Source organism: Halarchaeum sp. CBA1220 (genome assembly GCF_003721175.2).
Lineage (GTDB): Archaea > Halobacteriota > Halobacteria > Halobacteriales > Halobacteriaceae > Halarchaeum > Halarchaeum grantii.
On record NZ_CP054707.1, the window covers coordinates 762632 to 780805 of the forward strand.

The following is an 18174-nucleotide window of genomic DNA, read 5'->3' on the forward strand; positions in this document are numbered from 1 at the left end:
GCTCTCTGGTGCGCTCGTCGCGGACTAAAACGCGCCGACTGCGGCAGGCGCGACGCGCGATGCGCGCCTCAGAAGGGGCCGAGGCCGCCCATGCCGCCACCGCCGCCGCCCATGCCGCCGTCGCCCTGCTGCATCTTCTTCATCATCCGCTGCATGTCGCCGTCGCCCATCCCCTGGAACTGCTTCATCGTGCGCGACATCATCTTGTGCTGCTCCAGGAGCTCGCGGACGGTCTCCTCGCCCTGCCCGGAGCCCTTCGCGATGCGACGGACCTGCGAGGCGCCGATGGAGCGCGGGTTCTCGAGTTCGTCCTCGGTCATCGAGTCCATGACGACCTCGAAGTTCCGCATGCGGTCCTGGGTGACGTCCATCGCGTCGTCCGGGAGCTGGTCCATGAGACCCCCGCCCATTCCGGGGATCATGTCCATCACCTGGTCGAGCGGCCCCATCTTGTTCATCGCGTCCATCTGACGCTTCATGTCCTTGAGGGTGAACTCCCCCTTCAGCATGTCCTCGGGGTCCCAGTCCTCCTCCTCCTCGGCCTGGGTCTCCTCCATCGCGCGCTCGACGCGCTCGGTGAGCTGCTTGAGGTCGCCCATCCCCAGCAGACGGGAGATGAAGCCGCTGGGCTCGAAGCGCTCGATGTCCTGAACGGTTTCGCCGGAGCCGAGGAAGGCGATGGTCGAGCCGGTTTCGTTGACCGCTGTCAGGGCGCCCCCACCCTTCGCGGTGCCGTCGAGTTTCGTGATGACGACGCCGTCGATGCCGACGGAGGTTTCGAACTGCGTGGCCTGGTCCTTCGCGCCCTGCCCGATGGCGGCGTCGAGGACGAGCAGGGAGCGGTCCGGCTGGACGGTGGCCTCGATCTCCTCGATCTCGTCGATGAGGTCGTCCTCGAGGGCGTGGCGACCGGCGGTGTCGACGATACGGACGTCGGCGTCCTCGGTCGCCTCGAGGCCGTCGCGCGCGATCTTCACGGGGTCGTCCTCGTCGGGGTCCCCGTAGAAGTCGACCTCGGCGCGCTCGCACATCTGCTTGGCCTGCTCGTAGGCGCCGGGGCGGAAGGTGTCGGTCTGGATGACGGCGGGGCGGAGGCCCTTCTTCGAGAACCACCACGCCATCTTCGCGGCGGTCGTCGTCTTCCCCGACCCCTGGAGGCCGGCGAGCATGACCGTCTGCTCCTCGAGGGGGAGCTCCGTGGATTCGCCGACGAGGTCAACGAGCTCCTCGTAGACGATGCGGAGGACGTGGTCGCGCGCCGTCGTGCCGGCCGGTGGCTCCTCCTCCAGCGAGCGCTCCTCGATGGAGTCGGAGAGCTCCATCACGAGCGAGACGTCGACGTCGGCCTGGAGCAAGGAGCGCTGGATCTCCTTGACGACCTTCTCGACGTCTTCCTCGTCTATCCGGGACTTCCCACGGAGCGAGTCGAGCGTGCCCCTGAGGGAACTCCCGAGGTCGTCGAGTACCATTTGTCTACTCTAGACGCCGAGGACGCATTAAAGGCTTTATCGTGGCTCACGCCTCGGAGACGAACTCCGGGCGGTGTTCCTCGCGCGCCGTCTCGACGAGTGCGTTGACGTCGAGCGAGCGTGCGCGGTCCACGGTGAGGACGACGCCGGTCGTGTTGTCGAACGGCACTTGCACGAGCGTCGCGCCCTCGAAGAGCGTCACCGTCGCCTCCGTCCCGCCGAGGTGGAAGAGCGACTCGTAGTGCGGGTTGGAGAGCGAGTCCTGGAAGGCGTGCTCGTCCGCGATGCGCTCGAGCTCCGCGTCGCTGTACTGCTCGCCGACGTGGTCGGCGAGGTAGGTGTACTCGCTCACGGCGCCGTCGTAGACGAGGACGGTCCGGAGCCCGTCGCCGTAGCGGTCGTAGAGCCACTTGGTGAGGTGACTCGACTCCCGCACGAGGGACTCGGCGCTCTCGTTCGGCCGCCGCGCGATTCCTCGGCCGCTCCGCATCCGTTCGTCGCTGATGTCGTCGCTCATCCGTGCCCCTTACTCTCCCGGATACTGGTGACGGGTACACGAAGTATGTACCTAACTACTGAGGGTACCACTTGCACGCGACACGCCCGAAGGGACGTGTATTCGAGGCTGTATTAGATGAATGGTTACATAACTAACTACCGTCCGGGGTCTCGACGTCGATTCCGCGCTCGGCGAGCGAGTCGAAGAACGCCCCGGGGTCGAGCTCGTCGACGCCGTGGTCCTCGGCGGCGTCGCGCTTCGCCGTTCCGGGGTTCTCGCCGACGACGAGGTAGTCCGTGTTCGAGGACACAGAGGACGTCGCCGACCCGCCGTGGCGCTCGACGAGGTCGTGGAGCTCGTCCCGCGTCCACCCCGCGACGCTCCCCGTGAAGACGTACGTCTCGCCGTCGAGCTCGTCGCCCGCTGGCGCGGCCTCGGCCGACTCGGGCTCGCCCAGTCGCGACTCCTCGCGCAGGCGCTCGATGACGCGACGGTTGCGCTCGTTGTCGAGGAACTCCGCGACGTGTCCGGCGACGGTCGGCCCGACGCCGTCGACGGCCTCGTACTCGGCCTCGTCGGCGTCGAGGACGGCGTCCAGCGTCCCGAAGTGGGCCGCTACATCGGCGGCGACGGTCGGGCCGACCTCCGGGATGCCGATGGCGGCGAGGAAGTCGCCGAGCGGCGGGTGGCGCGCGCCCTCGAGTTCGTCCACGAGGTTCTGCGCGCTCGTCTCGCCCCATCCGTCGAGCGCCGCGAGGTCGTCGACGTCGAGGTCGTAGAGGTCGGCGACGTCCGTCTCGACCAGTCCCGACTCGACGAGCTGCTCGGCGGCGCTCTCGCCGACGCCCTCGACGTCGAGGACGTCCGTGAAGTACGCGACGGCGCGGACGAGCTGGGCGTCGCAGGCCAACCCCCCGGTGCAGTAGGCGACGGGGCCGTCGTACTCGACGGCGCTCCCGCAGACCGGGCACTCCTCGGGGAACTCGTACGCGCCTTCGCTGTGCTTCTCGACCACCGCGTCGACGTACGGGATGACGTCGCCCGCGCGCTCGACGCGCACCTCGTCGCCGACGTTCACGCCCAACGCCGCGAGCTCCTCGGGGTTGTGGAGGCTCGCGCGCGAGACGGTGACGCCGCTCACCTGCACGGGCTCCAAGAGCGCGACCGGCGTCAGCCGACCCGTTCGCCCGACCTGCACGACGACGTCCGTGACGGTCGTGCGTTCGGTGCGCGGCGGGAACTTGTAGGCGTACGCCCACCGGTAGTGGCGCGCCGTCGTCCCGAGCGCCTCGCACTGCGCGCGGTCGTTCACCTTCAGCACCGTGCCGTCGATGTCGTAGTTCAGCGACTCGCGGGCCTCCCGCAGGTCGTCGCGGTAGTCGATGGCCGCCTCGACGTCCTCGACGTGCCGGTCGCGGTCGTTCGTCTTCAACCCCCAGTCCGGGAACCGCCCGAGCTCGCCCCACTGCGTCTCCAGCCCGTCGACATCGCTCGCGTGCGCGCCGCTCGACGCCGACACCGTCTCCGAGAGCGCGTCGAGCAGGTCCGCGACCGACGCCTCGTCGGCCCGCCACGCCGCCCACGCCTCGCGAACGGCACCGTCCGCTTCCCCGTCTCCGGCGCTCCCGTCGCCCTCGGGCGCGTTCCACGCCGCGAGGACGTCGTAGACGTAGCAGTCGAGCGGGCGCTCGGCCGTCACCGAGGGGTCGAGCTGGCGGAGGGTGCCGGCGGCGGCGTTCCGCGGGTTCGCGAACGGCTCGTCGCCGCGCTCGACGCGCTCGCGGTTGTACGCCTGAAAGGCGTCCTTCGGGATGTAGACCTCCCCCCTGACGACGAGGACGTCCGGGTGGTCCCCGCGCAGCCGCTGGGGGACGGACTCGACCGTGCGGACGTTCTCCGTCACGTCCTCGCCGGTCTCGCCGTCCCCGCGGGTCGCCGCGCGCACGTAGCGCCCGTCGACGTAGACGAGCTCGACGGAGAGCCCGTCGAACTTCGGCTCGCAGACGTACGTGACGGCCGCGCCGTCGAGCTCGCGCCGGACGCGCCGGTCGAAGTCCCGGACGTCCTCGGCGTCGCCGCTCGAGTCGATGGAGAGCATCGGGACGACGTGCTCGACGGTGCCGAGTTCCTCGAGCGGCTCGCCGCCGACGCGTCGCGTCGGCGACTCGGGCGTCCGGAGGTCGAAGGCGTCCTCGAGGTCGCGCAGGCGCTCGAAGAGCCGGTCGTACGCGCGGTCCGCGATCACGGGGTCGTTCAGCACGTAGTAGCGATAGTCGTGGAAGCGCACCGCCTCGCGGAGGTACGTTGCTTGCGTCTCGGCTTCGTCCTCGTCGAGCTCGTCGACGTCCCTGAAGTCGAGGTTCGGGTCCGTGACGTACGGGTTCTCGGGGTCGAGGTCCTCGGCCCCCTCGAGGTCCGAGAGCGAATCGGGCATACGCCGACTACTGCGCCCGTCCCCGTAACGCCTCGGGCGGTCGGCGTCCTACTCGCGCCGATACCGCGACGCGACCGCGTGCGCCGCGAGCACCGCCGCGCCGACGAGCGACGCCTGCACCCACCACCGCGACGCGCCGACGACGCCCGCCGTGAGCGCGACGCCCGCCGTCAGCGACGCCGCGAGCAGCGTCTCCCCGCCGGCGGTCGAGGGCATGTCTCGGCGTTCGACGCGCCCGCAAAAAGAACCGGGGGTCGCTTCGAGCGGCGTGGCGCACCCCGCTCGCGTCGTCGCGGCGGTTCGCTCGCCGTTCACGAGACACGCAGAACCTACACGCTCTGCTGCCGCCGCGTGACTCGCGGCTCCCGCCGCTCGCCCTGTCCGCGACGGCTCACTCCGTGCTCCGTCGCGTGACCCGCATCTCGACCGGGCCGTCCGGCCGGAGCGTGATCGACGGGTCGAACGAGAGCTCCGCCCGCGGTTCGAGGCGCCAGTCGCGGACGATGGTCGCGAGCGCGAGACGCGCCTCCTGCATCGCGAAGCGGTCGCCGATGCACCGCCGGGGGCCGCCGCCGAACGGGAAGTAGGCGAACTTCGGGAGGTCGGCCTCGAACTCGCCGGTCCAGCGCCCCGGGCGGAACTCCGTCGGGTCGTCGTACCACCGTGGGTCGCGGTGGACGACCCACTGGTGCATCGCGACGGTCTGCCCGGGTTCGATCTCGTGGCCGCCGAGCTCATCGCGCTCGTCCGCCTCGCGCACGAGCTGCCAGACCGGCGGGTAGAGCCGCAGCCCCTCTTTCACCGCTCGCTCCGTCTCCGCGAGGTCGTCGAGGTCGTCGGAGCCGGGCGTCCGCTCGCCGAGCACGTCGTCGACCTCGGCCTCGAGGCGCTCGCGGGCGCCGTCGGTCCGCCCGAGCGCGTGGAGGGTGTAGGTGAGCGCAAGCGCCGTCGTCTCGTGGCCGGCGAGCAGGATCGTCACGACCTCGTCGCGGATCTGCTCGTCCGTCAGCGGCGCGCCCGTGTGGTCGGTGGCGTTCAGGAGTATCGAGAGGACGTCCGTCCCGTCGCGGGCCGCGTCGCTCGCGGCGCGGTGCTCGGCGATGATCGAGTCGACGACGTCGTTCAGCGTCTCCTGTGCGCTCCCGAAGCGCTCGTTGCCGGGCGTCGGGAGCCAGCGCGGCACTTGGACGGGTCGGCGCATCCGCGCGGAGGCGTCGTCCATCAGGGCTTCGAGCGCGTCGGCGATGGCGCCCTCCTCCTCGCGGATGTCGACGTCAAAGAGCGCCTGAGCGGCGATTTCGACCGTGAGCTGCATCATCTCCTCGTGGACGTTGCGGACCTCGCCGTCCTCCCACTCCGCGAGCATCCGCTCGGTGTACTCGGCCATCACGTCCGCGTACGCCTCGAGCATTCGCGGGTAGAAGGCCGGCTGCATCGCGTGGTGCTGCTCGCGCCAGTACTCGCCCTCGCTCGTGAGGAGGCCGCTCCCGAGCGTCGGGCGCAGCGACGTCTGGAAGCGCTCGCCCTTCCGGTAGGCCTGGTTGTTCTGCACGAGGACGTGCTCGACGAGCTCGGGCGCGGAGACCTGCACGACGTCCTCCGTCCCGAGGTCGTAGCGCGCGACGTCGCCGTACTCGCGGGCGATTCGGGTGGCGAACTCGAGGGGGTCGTCGGCGAACGCGAGCGTGTCGCCGACGACCGGCGTCCCGTCCGGGCCGGGGATGCGCTGTCGCTGCATACCGATGGGGAGGCGCGCCCCGGGGGAATCCGTACTGCCGGCATTCGCCGGCTACTTATATACCGTCGAGGAGGTGGGGGAGGACGCGCGCTTCGATCTTCCGCAGGTGCTCGGAGACGGTGGAGGGGGAGACGCCGAGGTCGTCGGCGACGTCCGCGACGGTCGCGCCGCGTGGGCTCTCGTAGTAGCCGGCGGCGACGGCTGCCGCGAGGACGTCGCGCTGGCGCTCCGTGAGCGCGGCGTGGAGCGCGTCCTCGCCCGTGTACTCGGTGAGGCGCTCGACGCGCATGTCCGCGCGCACGGCCTCAGGGAGCGCGCTCGCGGCCTCGCTGATGCGCGCGGCGGGTCCGAGGAGGGTGACGGTGACGTGCTCGTCGTCGAAGTGGACGGGCGTGTCGAGGACGAGTCGGTGGGACCCGAGGCGGTCGAGCAGGGAGCGGACGCGTGCACCGGGTCGGAGGTGGACGTAGAGGGTGTGGTCGTCGACGACGGCGTGGTCGCGGACGTGCGCGTCGGCGTCGAGGGCGTCCGCGACGGCGGCGGCGACGGGGTGCTCGAACTGGCAGAGCTCGAGGACGGTGCCGTCGCGACACCGCCTGACGGTCCGGAGGCGACCGCGACGCCCCTCGGCGGGCGCGAAGCGCGCGGCGTCCTCACCCGTCCGGTCGAACGTGACGCTGAGCCGTTTCACGACCCGGGGTACGCCCTCCCGCGTCAAATATCCGCCCCGCCGGTAATCGGCGAACGTTGCCGTAACTGCCGTGCATATCCCTCTGGGAGAATATGCATACAGTACATGAGCGACGAGGACGACCGGCGGTTCGACACCCGGACCGTCCACGCCGGGCAGGCCCACCCCGACGCCGCGACCGGCGCGCGCGCACCCCCCATCTATCAGACCACCTCCTACGTCTTCGAGGGCGCCGAGCACGCCGCCGCCCTCTACGCCCTCGAGGAGGAGGGCGACCTCTACTCGCGCATCAGCAACCCGACCGTCGCGACGCTCGAAGAGCGCCTCGCCAGCCTCGCCGGCGGCGCCGGCGCCGTCGCGACGGCCTCGGGGATGGCGGCCTTCGACGCCGCGACGTTCGTCCTCGCGGAAGCCGGCGACAACGTCGTCTCCGCGTCCGACATCTACGGCGGCACCCGCACCTACCTCACCGGCACCGCGAGCCGACGCGGCATCGAGGCGCGCTTCGTGGACACGCTCGACGTCGACGCCTACGCGGACGCCATCGACGAGGACACCGCCTTCGTCCACCTCGAAACCATCGGCAACCCCTCGCTCGTCGTCCCCGACATCGAGGCCATCGCCGACGTCGCCCACGACCACGGCGTCCCGCTCTTCGTCGACAACACGTTCGCGACGCCCGCGCTCTGTCGCCCGCTCGAACACGGCGCGGACGTCGTCTGGCACTCCACGACGAAGTGGCTCCACGGCTCCGGCACCACCCTCGGCGGCGTCGTCATCGACGGCGGCACCTTCGACTGGGACCCGGAGGACTACCCCGAAATCGGCGGCGACAACCCCGCCTACCACGGCCTCAACCTCTCCGAGCGCTTCCCGGACGCCCCGATGGCCGCCGCGACCCGCCTCCGAGGTACCAGAACGCTCGGGAACGCCCAGAAGCCCTTCGACGCGTGGCAGACGATGCAGGGGTTGGAGACGCTCGGCCTCCGCATGGAGCGCCACTGCGAGAACGCCGCCATCGTCGCCGAGTACCTCGCCGACCACGAGGCGGTCGCATGGGTGAGCTACCCCGGTCTCGCCGACCACGAGACCCACGCCAACGCCAGCGAGTACCTCGACGGCGGCTACGGTGGCATGATCACGTTCGGCCTCGAGGGCGGCTACGAGGCCGGCAAGCGCTTCTGCGAGTCCACCGACCTCGCGTCCTTCCTCGCGAACATCGGGGACGCGAAGACGCTCGTCATCCACCCCGCGAGCACGACGCACGCCCAACTGAGCGAGGACGAACAGCGCGCTTCGGGCGTCACGCCCGACATGGTTCGGCTCTCCGTCGGCATCGAGGACCCCGCTGACGTCCTCGCGGACGTCGAACACGGCATCGAGGAGACGTCGCGATGAGCTACGGCCGCCGCGACGACGTCGCGAGCGTCGGGTCGTTCGCGTTCGAGCGCGGCGGCGAACTCGACCTCGACGTCGCCTACGCCGAGTACGGCGAGCGCGAGAACCCCACCGTCCTCGTCTGCCACGCCCTCACGGGGAGCCAGTACGTCGCCGGGCCCGCCCCCGAGGGCGTCAGCGGGCAGGCCGCCGGCTGGTGGGACGCGCTCGTCGGCCCCGGCAAACCCATCGACACCCGCGCCTACCACGTCGTCTGCGCGAACGTCCCCGGCTCCTGCTACGGCACCACCGGCCCCGCGAGCGAGGGCCCCGACGGCGAGCCCTACGGCCCCGACTTCCCGTCCGTCACGGTCGGCGACTGGACGCGCAGTCAGGCCCGCCTCCTCGACGAACTCGGCGTGGAGACGCTCTACGCCGTCGTCGGCGGGAGCGTCGGCGGCATGAACGCCATCGACTGGGCGAAGCGCTACCCCGAGCGCGTCGAGCGCGTCGCCGCCATCGCCACGAGCCCGCGCCTCGACGCGCAGTGCCTCGGCCTCAACACCGCCGCGCGCCGCGCCATCACGAACGACCCCGACTACGGCGACGGCGACTACTACGGCGGCCCCGAACCCAGCGGCGGCCTCGCCGTCGCGCGCCGCATCGGCCACGCGATGTACCTCTCGAAGGCCTCGATGCGCGACCGCTTCGGCCGCCGCGTCGCCGAACGCCAACCCGAGGAGCGCACTGACCCGAGCGCGAAGGGCTTCCCCTACCGGGACGTCGCCTCCTACCTCGACTACAACGCCGAGCGCTTCACCGAGCGCTTCGACGCGAACAGCTACCTCTACCTCCTGCGCGCGCTCGACGAGTACGACCTCGCCGAGGACTACAACTCGGACGCCGAGGCGCTCGCGGACTACGCGGGCGACGCGCTCGTCGTCTCCTTCACCGGCGACTGGCACTTCCCCGTCGAGGGCGGCGAGACCATCGCGGACGCCTTCGAGGCCGGCCCCGCCGCCGTCTCCCATCGCGTCGTCGAGAGCGAGTACGGCCACGACGCCTTCCTCGTCGAACCCGACCGCGTCGGCCCGCCCGTCCGCACCCTCCTGGAGCGCGGCGCGAACGCCGTCACGACGACGCGCACCCGCGACACCACGCCCGACTACCCCCGCGTCTGCACGGGCCTCCTCCCGGACGCCTGAGCGGCCGGCGGCTCACCAGTCGGGTTTGCGCTCGCCCGCGCCCGCCGCGCGCCGGGACAGCAGGACGCCGACGAACGCGACGAGCGCGCACGCCGCGAGCGCGGCGGGACGCGCGAACCCCGACCGTGCGTAGAGGAGGCCGGCGCCACCGAGGCCGAGCGCGATACAGCACGCGGCGGCCACTCTGACGCGACGGGTCGTCTCCATGTCCGAGCCATCGCCCCGCGCCGGCATAAGCGCCCGGCACGCGCTCAGTCGTCGCGGCGCAACTCGACCGTGAAGACGCTCCCCTTCGGGTCGTTGTCCGCCACCCGGACGTCGCCGCCGTAGCGCTCGACGAGCGTCCGCACGAGGTAGAGGCCCAGTCCGCTCCCCTCGCTGTCGAGGCCCTTCTCGCCCTCCCTGAAGACCCGCTCCTTCTGGTCGTCCGGTATCCCGGGGCCGTTGTCCGCGATTCGGACCCGCACCGTCTCGTCGTCCGCGCTCGCGGAGACGGTGACCTCGGGGACGTCCTCGTCGTTGTGGACGACGGCGTTCGTCAGCACGTTCCGGAACACGGACTCGAGCATGTCGTCCGCGCGCACCTCGGCGTCCGGGAGCGCGCCCTCGACGGAGACGACGGCGCGCTCGTGGCCCGCGCGCACGTCCGCTATCTGCTCCTCGAGGACGGGCCGAACCGCCACCGGGACGTGGCACGTCTCCGAGCGGAGCAACACCCGCGTGACGTCCCCGGCGGTCCGCGTGATGTCGATGGCCTCGCGTCCCGCCTGGACGATCCGGCGGCGGTAGGCCTCCCCCTCTTCGCCGACGTGGTCGTCGAGCAGCTCGCCGTACTCGAGCACGAACTGGAGGGCGTTCCGGACGTCGTGGCGGACGATCTGGTTGAGCACCTCGAGGCTGTCGCGCTGGCGCTCGAGCGTCCGCTCGTACTGCTTCCGGTCGTCGATGTCGAGGTGGATGCCGACGGCGCGAACCGGCTCGCCGTCCGCGTCGCGCTCGACGATCTCGCCGACGTCGCGGATCCACTTCCAGTCGCCGTCCGCCGTCCGCATCCGGTGCTCGGTCTCGTAGTACTCGCTCTCGCCCGCGATATGCGCCTCGAGCGCGTCGCTCGCCGCCCCGATGTCGTCCGGGTGGACGCGGCTCTCCCACGCGTCGAGATGGGGGTCGATGTCCTCGAGCGAGTGGCCGAGCATCCGCGCCCAGTTCTCGTTGAAATCCACCGCGTCCGTCGTCATGTCCCAGTCCCAGACGCCGATGTTCGCGCCCTCGACGGCGAGCTCGAAGCGCTCCGTGAGCCGCCGCAACTCCTCCTCGCGGCGCTTCTGCGCGGTGATGTCCGTCGAGACGCCGCAGACGGCCGTGACCTCGCCGTCGTCGCCGTAGACGGGTGCCTTCCGCGTGAGCCGAACCGTGTGTCCCTCGGTCGTCGGAACCGTCTCCTCGACCTCGATTCGCTCCCCGGTCTCGATGACCCGCCGGTCGTCCGCCCGCGCCCGCTCGGCGGTCTCCGGCGGGAAGAGCTCCTCGTCGGTCACCCCGTCGACTGCGCCCTCTTCGACGCCGAGGAGGTCGCGACACGCCTGATTCATCAGGCGGTACCGCCCGCTCGTGTCCTTCAGGAACGCCGCCGCCGTCATCGTCTCCAACACGGTCTCGAAGCGCCGCGCCGTCCGCTCGAACGCCCGCTGCTGTGCCTTCCGCTCCGTGACGTCGCGTCCGACGCCGACGAGCTGCGTCACCCGGCCGTCCGCCATGACGGGAGTGAGCTTCGTCTGCCAGTCGCTCCGCCCGCCCGGCAAATCGAGGGTCTCCTCGTACTCGATGGCTTCCTCGCGCTCGACGCAGCGCCGGTAGTTCGCCGCGACGGCCGCGCCCTGCTCGTCGCCGAGGAGCTCGCGCGGGGTCTGCCCGCGTAGTTCGTCCTCGGAGAGGCCGGTTCGGCGCCGATGCGCGGCGTTGTTCCGCCGGAAGACGAACTCGTAGCCCTCGTCCGTCCGCTCGACGTCCACGAGGAAGACGGCGTCCTCCATCTCCCGGAAGATCACCTCGTAGACGTTCGCCCCCTCACCGCCGAGCGCCGGCCACGTTCCGTCGTCCGCCTCGGGCTCCCTCCCCATCGTGTTCGCTCGGAAGCATGTGTCGTACGTTGATAACTATGTTCCCCGGCGGTCGCGCCGGGTCCCACCCCGTTCGGCCGGCCACCGAGGCAGTCTCCGTCCCCTATTTGGTCGTCCGCGTGTGACCCACACGTATGGCTGACCTGACTCTCGGCGGCGAACCGCCCGCGGTCGCGACGGACGGCGTCTGGCTCGCGTGTATCGAGTGCGGCGAGACCGTCGCGCCCTACGACGACGTCGTCTACCGCTGCCCGGACTGCGACGGCCTCCTCGAGGTGCGCTACGAGGAGTACCCGACCTTCGAGGCGTTCGAGGGCACGGGCGTCTGGCGCTACGCGGACGCCCTCCCCCTCGCCGAGGGCGTCTCCATCGAAGAGGGGAACACGCCGCTCTACACCGTCCCGAAGATCGAGGCCGACGTCGGCGTCGCGGACGTCCGCGTGAAACACGAGGGGATGAACCCCACGGGGGCGTTCAAGGACCGCGGCATGACGGTCGGCGTGAAGGTCGCCGACCGCCTCGGCGTCGACCGCCTCGCCTGCGCGTCCACGGGGAACACGTCGGCGTCGCTCGCGTGCTACGGCGCGCGCGCCGACACCGAAGTCCTCGTCCTCCTGCCCGCCGGGAAGGTCGCCGCCGGGAAGGTCGCGCAGGCCTCCCTGCACGGCGCGCGCATCCTCGAAGTCGAGGGCAACTTCGACGCCTGTCTCGACATCGTCGCGGACCTCGCCGACCGCGGCGAGGCCTACCTCCTCAACTCGATCAACCCCTTCCGACTCGAGGGCCAGAAGACCATCGGCCTCGAGATACTCGAGCAATCGCTCGCCGAGACCGGCGAGTGGCCGGACCGCATCGTCCTCCCCGTCGGGAACGCCGGGAACACGGCGGCGCTCTACAAGTGCTTCCGCGAGCTCGTCGAGGCCGGTGCGATGGACGAAGAGGAGATGCCGGCGCTCACGGGCGTGCAGGCCGAGGGCGCGGCGCCGATGGTCGAGGCCGTCCGCGAGGGCAACGACGAAGTGCGGCGCTGGGAGGACGTCGAGACCGTCGCGACCGCGATCCGCATCGGCAACCCCGTGAACGCGCCGAAGGCGCTCCCCGGCGTGAAGGCCACCGGTGGCACCGCCGTCGCCGTGACGGACGAGGAGATCACGGACGCCCAGCGCGCCCTCGCGCGCGACGGCGTCGGCGTCGAGCCCGCGTCCGCCGCCTCGGTGGCGGGCCTGCGGAAACTCCGTGCCGAGGGTGAGGTCGAGGCGGACGAGCAGGTCGTCTGCCTCACGACCGGCCACCTGCTGAAGGACCCGGACGCCGCGGCCGCCGCCGGCGGCGACATGACGTCCGTGCCCGCCGACACCGAAGGCGTGCTCGACGTCCTGTAACTTCGCCCACCAGGCGACATATTGAGCGATACGTAGGCAACATACAAACTATCAGGTGTCTGAACTGCGTCCCTAGCGACGCATGGCTGCCGAGGACCTCGCCGACGTCACTCGGTCGTCGCTCCGCCTTCGCCTTCTCCGCGCGATAGCGGACGGGACGGCGACCGACCGGACCCTCCACCGGGAACTCGATGCACCGAGGACCACCGTCCGAGACAACCGCCGCGCCCTCCAGCGACTCGGCTACGTCCACGACCACGGGGGCCAACCGTACACACTCACGCCTCGCGGTGCCGCGCTCGCGGCCGGTATCGAACGCCTCGAGGCGGAACTCGACGTCGCCCGGCGCTTCGAGGCGTTCCTCGAGGGCGTCCCGTTCGCGGACCTCGGGCTCCCGCTCGCCGCGCTCGCGGACGCCGAGCACGTCCGTCCGCGGCCGGACGCGCCCGCTGCGCCCTCGAACCGAGCGTGCGCGCTCCTCGAAGCGGCCGGATCGGTCGATGGCGTCTTCCCCGTCCTCCCGAAATGTCCGTTCACCGACGACACCACCGGCGACGTCGTGATCGCCGAAACTGCCGCGAACGCGCTCGGTGAGTCACGCCTCACCGGGCCATCCGGCCTCGACGTCTGGCAGGTCGACGACACGCCGCCGCTCGGCGCGGCGCTGGTCGACGGCGACGTCCTCCTCTTCTCGACGGGGCCGCACGGGACGCTCCAATCGCTCGTCGTCAGTCCCGACATCGCTAGCTGGACGCGTACGTTCGTCGACAGGTGGCGCGAACGCGCCGAGCGCATCGAGCGCGGCGAAACGGCTTAGAGTGAGAGGAGGCGCCACGCGACGGCGACGGCGATGGGGACGGAGACGACGGCGAGCGAGCGGGCGAGCGGTAAGTCACGCGTGTGCTTCACCGCGAAGACCCAGTTGGAGGCGTTCCAGAGGAGCAGGACGACGCCGACGAGCGAGACGACGTCGAAGAGCGGACCGGACGTGAGCGAACGGACGAACGGGCCGAGGGAACCGGCGCTGTCGGGGAAATCGACGCCCCAGCCACGCGAGAGTATCGCTCCGGCGCTCAGCAGGCCACCCGCGATGGACGGATAGAACCCCCAACCGACTGCGGTGAAGAGCCGTCGAAACGACCCGCCTCCGCCGAGGAGGGCCGAGAGCGCGTAAAAGGCGGCCGCGAAGCCGACCCAGACGGCGAACTGCCCGAGCACCGTCCCGGCAATCGTGAGGACGTACGTCATCGTGACGAGCGGCGCGGCGCGCGACACCGCCCCCCACGTCCAGTAGAGGAGGAGGACGGCACCGAGCGTGTTGGCGACGCCTGCGGCGCCGACGACGGCACTCGCGCCGGCGAGCCGGTCGGCCGCGCCGTCGCGGAAGAACGCGTCCGGGTCGAGGACGAGTCGGAACACGGTTCGCGTCTTCGCCGCGCGGGCGGTATAGGTGACGGCTCGCCGACCCGCGACGCGCTCGTCGGGTGGCGATGCCCCCGTCACCCGACGCACTGCCCACCGCTGGACGGGACGGGACTGGTATGGTGTCTCCGGGTAACGAACCGAGTGCCGTGTCTTACCAAGGCCACCACGGGTTCACCGAACGGGATGTCGTGTTCGCACTCGCCGTGCTCGCCGCCGCCGGAGTCGTGTTCGCCGGTGCGGGGGCGGTGGGGTCCGACGACGCGACCGGAAACACACAGGTCGTAAGCGACCATGCGGCCACCGACCTCGGCGGCGCGTACCTCGCGTACAAGGCGTACAACGACGACCTCGACGCCGATAGCGCTCTCGCCGGTGGGTCGGCCGTCGTCAGCGGTACGGGAACGGCCGCGAGCGGCGCCGCCACGTACGTGAGCGCGTCCGGGACGGCCGCCGCGCTCGGCGCCGGTGCCGCCGCGACGGGAGGCGCGCTCGTACTTTAATCACCCCTCACCCTCTTTTATCAGACAATGGCGTACGCACTCGCCGCGCTGACGGGACTCGTATCGTTCGCGTGCTGGGCCGTCGTCTTCCGGCGGATGCTCGCTGCCGTCGCCGACACCAACACCGCACTCGCCGCCGGTATCGCCGCTCCCATCGGGGTGACGGTCTTCCTCGCGTGGCGTCTCGGAGCGCCGTGGTACCGCTACGCCGTCCTCGGGGTCGTCGGCGTCGGCCTCGTCTTCTGCGTCGGCGTGCTGGTCGGCGAGCGAACGAGCGCGACCGGCCTCGGCGCCTGAATGCGGTCGGTGCTCGCCGTCCACCGCATCGTCGCGACCGCCCGCCGGCACGTCGGCGTGGCCGCCGCACTCACGCTCGCCGGTGCGCTCCTCGGCTACGTGCTCGGCGGTCGCGTCCCGACGTCGGCGGGCGCGCAGTCGGCGCCGACGGTGACGGTCTCTGCGTCGGCGGTCTTCGTGAACAACGCCATCGCCGCCGGTCTCCTCGTCGCCGGTGGCGTCCTCCTCGGCGTGCCGACCGCGGTGGCGCTCGTCCAGAACGGCGTCCTCGTCGGGTCGCTCGCGGCCGCCGCGAGCGCCGACGGACATCCGGCCGTCTTCGTCGCGTTACTGGCCCCTCACGCGGTGTTCGAACTGCCAGCGCTGTGGCTCGCTGCGGCCGCCGGCTTCCGCGTTCCGGCGACCTTCCTCGCGTACCTCCGGCATCGCCGCGAACGCCCGATGTCGATGCGCGACGTCCGCGATGTCGTCGTGCTCGCCGCGAGTGCGACCGCGCTCCTCGCCGCTGCGGCGCTCGTGGAAGCCTACGTCTCCGTCCCGCTGGCGCGCGCACTCACCGCGTAGAAAACTGGAAACGCCTCGGCGCTCGTCGGCTTACGCGCCGTTCAGCTCGATCTCCTTGATCTCGGTGATGCGCGAGTCGGACTCGAGGTCCGCGCGCGCCGCGTCCGGGAGGTCGTCGTCGAGGTTGTAGACGGTGAGCGCCTCGCCGCCGTCGGTCTCGCGGGCGTTGAACATGCCGGCGATGTTCACGTCGTACTCGCCGAGCACCGTCCCGATGTAGCCGATGACGCCGGGCTCGTCGCGGTTGCGCGCGATGAGCATGTGGCCGTGCGGGATGGCGTCGACGCGGTAGCCGTCGATGGAGACGAGACGCGGGTCGTCGCCCGCGAAGAGCGTCCCGGAGACCGAGAGCTCGTCCTCGCCGTCGCTGACGGTGACGGTGACGAGGCTCTGGAAGTCCTCGGAGGAGCGGCTCTTCGTCTCCGTGACGTCGATGCCGCGCTCCTCGGCGACGCGCGGGGCGTTCACCGCGTTCACGTTCCACTCGAGGGGCTCGAAGACGCCCTTCTGCGCGCTCGCGGTGACGAGGTCGACGTCCTCGCCGGCGATGTCGCCCGCGTAGGAGACCTCGATGGAGTCGATGCGCTCGTCGAAGAGCTGCGCGGCGACCTTCCCTGCCGTCTCGGCGAGGCCGATGTACGGCTGGATGCGGGGGAACGCGGACTCGTCCACGGAGGGCGCGTTCAGCGCGTTCAGCACGGGCTCGTCGTTGAACGCCGCGACGACCTGCTCGGCCGTCGAGACGGCGACGTGCTCCTGTGCGGCCTCCGTGGAGGCGCCGAGGTGCGGGGTGACGACGATGTCGTCGACGTCGAGGACCTTCGCGTCCTCCGGGAGGGGCTCCTCCGCGAAGACGTCGATGGCCGCGCCCTTCATGACGCCGTCCTCGACGGCGTCGGCGAGCGCGTCCTCGTCGACGACGCCGCCGCGCGCGCAGTTCACGAGGTAGCCGCCTTCGAGGTTCGCGAGCGCGTCCTCGTCGATGAGGTTCTCCGTCTCCGGGGTGAGCGGGACGTGGACGGTGAGGAAGTCCGCGCGCTCGAGGCACTCGTCGATGTCGACGAGCTCCGCGCCGAGCTGCTCGGCGCGCTCCTCGCCGATGTAGGGGTCGTAGGCGACGAGGTCCATGCCGAGGGAGCCGAGCTTCTTCGCGACCTCCTGGCCGACCCGGCCGAGGCCGACGACGCCGAGGGTCTTGCCGTTGACCTCGGTGCCGAGGTAGTCGGACTTCGCCCACTCGCCGTCCTTCAGGCGGGCGTGGGCCTGCGGGATGGAGCGCGCGGCGGCGAACGCCATCGCGACGGTGTGCTCGGCGGCCGCGCGAACGTTCCCCTCGGGGGCGTTCGCGACGATGACGCCGTGCTCGGTCGCGGCGTCGATGTCGATGTTGTCGACGCCGATGCCGGCGCGGCCGACGATGACGAGGTCGGGTGCGGCCTCGAAGACCGCTTCCGTGACCTCCGTCCCCGAGCGGACGATGAGGGCGTTGGCGTCGGAGACGGCGTCGAGGAGTGCGTCGCCCTCGACGTCGTACGCGGTCTCGACCTCGTGGCCCGCCTCGCGGAGCACGTCCAAACCGGCGTCCGCGATGGGGTCGGTTACGAGTACCTTCATGCACGACGAAAGCCCGCCCGGCGCATTAACCCTTTTCGCATAGGCGCGAATTGACGGCGCCACCGAGCGCGAAAATATACACAGATGTGGGTTAACCCGGACGGATACGTATGTGAAATATGCACACTCGACGGGTCGTGAGCGGTGACCCCTTCGTTTCGGGTGGAACGTGGTGTGCGAACAGAAACCACTTGGGCGCTGGGGGGCGAACGCTCACCCGATGACACTGGTCGCGTTCGACTTCGACGGGACGCTCTCGGACTCCGAGATGATGGTGCTCCTCGGCGAACAGTACGGCGTCGCCGACGAGATCGGCGACATCACCGCGCGCGCGATGCGCGGCGAACTCTCCTACGCCGAATCGGTCTACGAGCGCGCCGCGCTCCTCGAGGGACTCCCCGAACCCGAAGCGCAGGCCGCCTACGAGCAGGTCTTCCTCCGCCCCGGCGCCGCCGACCTCATCGCGGCGCTGAACGACGCCGGCCACACCACCGCCATCCTCACCGGCGGCTTCACGCCCGGCGTCGAGGCCGCGCTCGCCAAAGAACACACCGAGGTCGACCACGTCGTCGCGAACGACCTCCCGGTCGCGGACGGCCACCTCACCGGCGACGCCGACGGCCCCCTCATCGAGGGGACGAAGGACGAGGCCCTCGAATCGCTCTGCGTCGAGACCGGCACCGACCTCGCGGACACCGTCGCCGTCGGCGACGGCGCGAACGACCTCCCGATGCTGAAGGCCGCCGGCACCGCCGTCGGCTTCATCCCCAAACCCGCCGTCCGCCCGCACTGCGACGTCGTCGTCGCCACCATGCCGCGCCTCCGCCGCGTCTTCGAGGAGGACGGCCTGCTCTAGCTC

The 18174-nt window shown here is 71.0% G+C and carries 18 protein-coding genes; 8 read left to right on the forward strand and 10 right to left on the reverse strand.

Annotation, left to right across the window (positions count from 1 at the left end; all coding sequences use genetic code 11):
- Positions 1–68: 68 nt before the first annotated feature.
- The 6 genes from EFA46_RS04180 to EFA46_RS04205 form a co-directional block, all read right to left on the reverse strand.
- Positions 69–1469: a signal recognition particle protein Srp54 gene (locus EFA46_RS04180; protein ID WP_123074493.1), complete on the reverse strand. Its 1401-nt coding sequence runs from the start codon at positions 1467–1469 to the stop codon at positions 69–71.
- Positions 1470–1515: 46 nt separating this feature from the next.
- Positions 1516–1986 carry a hypothetical protein gene (locus EFA46_RS04185; protein ID WP_123074492.1) on the reverse strand — a complete coding sequence of 157 codons (471 nt, stop codon included), beginning with the start codon at positions 1984–1986 and terminating at the stop codon, positions 1516–1518.
- A 133-nt stretch (positions 1987–2119) separates the two neighbouring features.
- Positions 2120–4402, reverse strand: a complete 2283-nt coding sequence (gene ligA / locus EFA46_RS04190) for an NAD-dependent DNA ligase LigA (RefSeq protein WP_123074491.1) — start codon at positions 4400–4402, stop codon at positions 2120–2122.
- 48 nt (positions 4403–4450) lie between these two features.
- Positions 4451–4618, reverse strand: coding sequence for a hypothetical protein (locus EFA46_RS04195; protein WP_158604244.1), 168 nt, complete (start codon positions 4616–4618; stop codon positions 4451–4453).
- 175 nt (positions 4619–4793) lie between these two features.
- Entirely contained in the window at positions 4794–6140 is a 1347-nt protein-coding gene (locus tag EFA46_RS04200) for a cytochrome P450 (protein WP_123074490.1), read from the reverse strand.
- A 55-nt stretch (positions 6141–6195) separates the two neighbouring features.
- Positions 6196–6831, reverse strand: coding sequence for a helix-turn-helix domain-containing protein (locus tag EFA46_RS04205; protein WP_123074489.1), 636 nt, complete (start codon positions 6829–6831; stop codon positions 6196–6198).
- Between the two features lie 105 nt (positions 6832–6936).
- Between EFA46_RS04205 and EFA46_RS04210 the strand changes: the two genes are divergently transcribed.
- Both EFA46_RS04210 and EFA46_RS04215 read left to right on the forward strand, forming a co-directional pair.
- Positions 6937–8229, forward strand: coding sequence for an O-acetylhomoserine aminocarboxypropyltransferase/cysteine synthase family protein (locus tag EFA46_RS04210; protein ID WP_123074488.1), 1293 nt, complete (start codon positions 6937–6939; stop codon positions 8227–8229).
- Complete coding sequence (locus EFA46_RS04215) at positions 8226–9413, forward strand: homoserine O-acetyltransferase (protein WP_123074487.1); 1188 nt, start codon at positions 8226–8228, stop codon at positions 9411–9413. Before EFA46_RS04210 ends, EFA46_RS04215 begins: the two co-directional genes overlap by 4 nt.
- A gap of 12 nt (positions 9414–9425) precedes the next feature.
- On the opposite strand, the gene EFA46_RS04220 is transcribed toward EFA46_RS04215, so the two are convergent.
- Both EFA46_RS04220 and EFA46_RS04225 read right to left on the reverse strand, forming a co-directional pair.
- Complete coding sequence (locus EFA46_RS04220) at positions 9426–9620, reverse strand: hypothetical protein (RefSeq protein ID WP_123074486.1); 195 nt, start codon at positions 9618–9620, stop codon at positions 9426–9428.
- Between the two features lie 44 nt (positions 9621–9664).
- Positions 9665–11533: a PAS domain-containing sensor histidine kinase gene (locus tag EFA46_RS04225; protein WP_123074485.1), complete on the reverse strand. Its 1869-nt coding sequence runs from the start codon at positions 11531–11533 to the stop codon at positions 9665–9667.
- A 134-nt stretch (positions 11534–11667) separates the two neighbouring features.
- On the opposite strand from EFA46_RS04225, the gene thrC reads away from it, so the two are divergent.
- Both thrC and EFA46_RS04235 read left to right on the forward strand, forming a co-directional pair.
- Complete coding sequence (gene thrC / locus EFA46_RS04230) at positions 11668–12915, forward strand: threonine synthase (RefSeq protein ID WP_123074484.1); 1248 nt, start codon at positions 11668–11670, stop codon at positions 12913–12915.
- Positions 12916–12997: 82 nt separating this feature from the next.
- Positions 12998–13732 (forward strand): hypothetical protein, encoded by a 735-nt coding sequence (locus EFA46_RS04235; protein WP_123074483.1) that lies wholly within the window; start codon positions 12998–13000, stop codon positions 13730–13732.
- On the opposite strand, the gene EFA46_RS04240 is transcribed toward EFA46_RS04235, so the two are convergent.
- A complete protein-coding gene (locus EFA46_RS04240; RefSeq protein ID WP_158604243.1) occupies positions 13729–14334 on the reverse strand; it encodes a Yip1 family protein in 606 nt (201 codons plus the stop codon). The genes EFA46_RS04235 and EFA46_RS04240 overlap by 4 nt on opposite strands.
- 194 nt (positions 14335–14528) lie before the next feature.
- Between EFA46_RS04240 and EFA46_RS04245 the strand changes: the two genes are divergently transcribed.
- From EFA46_RS04245 to EFA46_RS04255, 3 genes are read left to right on the forward strand one after another with little or no spacing between them, the layout of a single operon-like run.
- Positions 14529–14840 (forward strand): hypothetical protein, encoded by a 312-nt coding sequence (locus EFA46_RS04245; RefSeq protein WP_123074481.1) that lies wholly within the window; start codon positions 14529–14531, stop codon positions 14838–14840.
- Positions 14841–14867: 27 nt separating this feature from the next.
- Positions 14868–15137 carry a hypothetical protein gene (locus EFA46_RS04250; RefSeq protein ID WP_123074480.1) on the forward strand — a complete coding sequence of 90 codons (270 nt, stop codon included), beginning with the start codon at positions 14868–14870 and terminating at the stop codon, positions 15135–15137.
- Positions 15138–15701 (forward strand): stage II sporulation protein M, encoded by a 564-nt coding sequence (locus EFA46_RS04255; protein WP_123074479.1) that lies wholly within the window; start codon positions 15138–15140, stop codon positions 15699–15701.
- Positions 15702–15731: 30 nt separating this feature from the next.
- Here the strand turns inward: EFA46_RS04255 and serA are convergent, their stop codons facing one another.
- The gene (gene serA / locus EFA46_RS04260; protein WP_123074478.1) at positions 15732–17315 is read right to left on the reverse strand and encodes a phosphoglycerate dehydrogenase; all 1584 of its coding nucleotides are present in this window, start codon (positions 17313–17315) and stop codon (positions 15732–15734) included.
- 220 nt (positions 17316–17535) lie between these two features.
- Between serA and serB the strand changes: the two genes are divergently transcribed.
- Positions 17536–18171 carry a phosphoserine phosphatase SerB gene (serB, locus tag EFA46_RS04265; RefSeq protein ID WP_123074477.1) on the forward strand — a complete coding sequence of 212 codons (636 nt, stop codon included), beginning with the start codon at positions 17536–17538 and terminating at the stop codon, positions 18169–18171.
- Positions 18172–18174 lie beyond the last annotated feature (3 nt).